This is a genomic window from Mesorhizobium sp. M0051 (genome assembly GCF_040323235.1).
Lineage (GTDB): Bacteria > Pseudomonadota > Alphaproteobacteria > Rhizobiales > Rhizobiaceae > Mesorhizobium.
Window position 1 is genome coordinate 1 of sequence record NZ_JAMYUT010000080.1, and the last position, 2,787, is coordinate 2,787.

General features: G+C 57.3%; 1 protein-coding gene and 1 pseudogene. Both read left to right on the forward strand.

From position 1 onward, the window contains the following. Positions 1-568: pseudogene (locus NKJ90_RS33265) on the forward strand (IS66 family transposase); the annotation flags it as partial. Between the two features lie 784 nt (positions 569-1,352). Beyond that, positions 1,353-2,300, forward strand: coding sequence for an aminotransferase class IV (locus NKJ90_RS33270; protein WP_352487769.1), 948 nt, complete (start codon positions 1,353-1,355; stop codon positions 2,298-2,300). Positions 2,301-2,787: the final 487 nt, after the last annotated feature.

Consider the following 2,787-nt stretch of genomic DNA (forward strand, 5'->3'; position numbering starts at 1 on the left):
TCCGGGGCCGTGACGGCGTGGTCCAGGCTCTGGCGTCGGCGCACATCGTTGAAAGCGGCCTGCCGACGGAGCGGCTGCTCGCCTATATCGCCGTGTCGAAATACGCCGACGGCCTTCCGCTTTACCGGCAGGAGACGATCTATCTGCGCGATGGCGTTGAACTCAGCCGGTCGTTGATGGCGCAGTGGATGGGGCATCTGGGCTTCGAGTTGCAGATGCTCGCCGATTACATCCTCGAGCGTGTGAAGAGGCGATCCGCTACGCGCTCACCCGGCGGGAGGCGCTGGAACGCTTTCTGATGGACGGTCGCATCGAAATCGACTCCAATATCGTCGAGCGTGCAATCAGGCCCCAGACGATCACGCGAAAGAATAGTCTATTCGCCGGCAGCCAAGGCGGTGGACGAACCTGGGCGACGGTAGCCACCTTGCTGCAAACCTGCAAAATGAACAGCGTCGATCCGCTCGACTGGCTCTCGCAGACCTTGACCCGCATCGCTCAAGGATGGCCGGCATCCGAGATCGAAATGCTCATGCCTTGGAACTTTAGGCCTGACGTTATCGGCTGACCGCTTACATCATTATGAGGCATTCGACCTCGGAAAGGACCATGACCCCGGCGATGGCAGAACAGAATTGATGACTATTCGAATGAGCGAAACACAATGCCCACCACCGGGGCGTGGTGCGGTGACCTCGTTGAATCGGTTGACGTTGGCCTCGTCCAAACGTCGTTGCACACGTTGAGGCACCTCATGCCAGCAAACATGACGCCGGCAATGGAACGAAAAAAATGCTTGACCATTAGCCGCAATTAAAGGGCCGATTCACAGCCAGGCCATAGCGCGCAATGCGCGGAGGCTGTTCCCTGGCGCAGGCCAGTTCAAGAAGGCGACCCTTCTGGACGGGCCTCAAACTCATGACACCCTCGAATATACCTCATGTGGGAGGGACGCACAGGCGCGACTGTGGTTGGACACCGGACCTGGAGCCCTGCTTATCGATCAAAACGGGCCTGTTGTTACGTGAAGTGCAAGTGTTCAGTCGAGCGCTGTTCATTATAGCGAGTTCGCTGTGAGAGCCCGGCGCCGCCATGAGTTTAGCTCGGCAGACGGCCTAACCCGGATCGAATGGTTAGGCGGCTGCCTCGTCGAATCATTTCAATTCTTTCCGACGAATGACTGTTGCAGCTCGCCTATCGTCTGAATTTGGTGCCCAACGTCGCGTCTCCCACGTCAACATCGCCCGTGCCGTAGCGATGACTTGCAGCGATCAGCATACGAGCCGCTTTCCAGCAAGTTCTGGCGCCCTTCTTGGCACTGACCGAGTAAACGGATCGAAAAGATACACAAAATGACACAGCTCTTCCCTGTTCTTGCAACCGTCGATAAGCATCACGTTGATGGACGTCGGTATCCGCACGGAGTCGCTTTCATGGACGGGCAATACGTGCCGATGTCCGAGGCCAAGATCTCCGTTTTGGACTGGGGTTTCCTGCACTCCGATGCCACTTACGACACTGTGCACGTCTGGAATGGCAAGTTCTTCAGGTTAGACCTGCATCTTGATCGTTTTTTTGGGGGGGTTGAACGCCTTCGAATGAAACTTCCCTACGACCGTAAGAAAATCGAATCGATTCTCACAGCCTGTGTCGCTTTGTCTGGGCACGAGTCGGCATACGTGGAGATGATCTGCACGCGCGGTTCATCGCCGACTTTCAGCCGCGATCCCCGCCAGGCGGAGAATCGCTTCATGGCGTTTGCTATCCCTTTTGGGTCGGTTGCCAACAAGGAACAGATAGAAAGAGGCTTGCATGTCGCAATCAGCGAAACCGTCCGCATCCCGCCCAAATCGATCGATCCCGCAATCAAGAACTATCATTGGCTCGATCTCGTGAAAGGCCTTTTTGACGCCTACGACGTGGGAGCGGAGACGGCGCTGATCCTAGATACGAACGGACACATTGCGGAGGGGCCTGGCTTCAATGTGTTCATTGTAAAGGACGGTTCCCTGAGGACGCCAGCTTTTGGGGTGCTGCCCGGCATCACGCGCCGGACTGTCTTCGACCTTTGTGCCGAGATGGGGCTCTCGGCCACGGCTGCTGATGTCAGTCGTGCTGAGATCAAAGGGGCTGACGAGGTGTTCATCACCTCGACTGCCGGCGGCATAATGCCCGTGACGCGCATCGATGATACCGCGATCGCTAACGGGCAAGTCGGATCCGTCACCTGCCGGCTCATGGATCTCTACTGGCGAAAGCACGATGATCCGGCATGGTCGACTGCTGTCAGCTACCCATGATCGGAAATGAGCCATGCGACAGCAAATTGGCGAGCGACTTCGTGACGATCTCCATGAGCTGTCGTCACGCAAACTCCCGAAAGTCGAGCAGGCGCGCATAGGCGGGGCGTCGCCCCGGTTTTGGTGGATTGCCATATACACACCGATGTCTCCTGCTGCTGGGAGACCAGCAGTCGGAAGACGGGCGCGATCCGCGAGGGTACGGCAGCCTTCTGCACCGCCGGGCTCGCGCCACGCGCTGATGACGCTTACCTCAACGAGGCAACCGACTTGTCGATCTCCCGGGAAATGATGATGCCGGTTTGCTCGGTGTCACAATCCTGTGAAATATGATGGGCTCGGAGCTGGCTACGTTACCTATTGCCTCGTGGCGTGCGAGGTTGAGCGAAATCGACAGCTGTTAGAGTCCGTTTTGAAATTCACGGATGAGCGTTTCGGCGGATGAGATTGCCACCCATTGCGACAAGGATCATGGCTTGCGAGACGT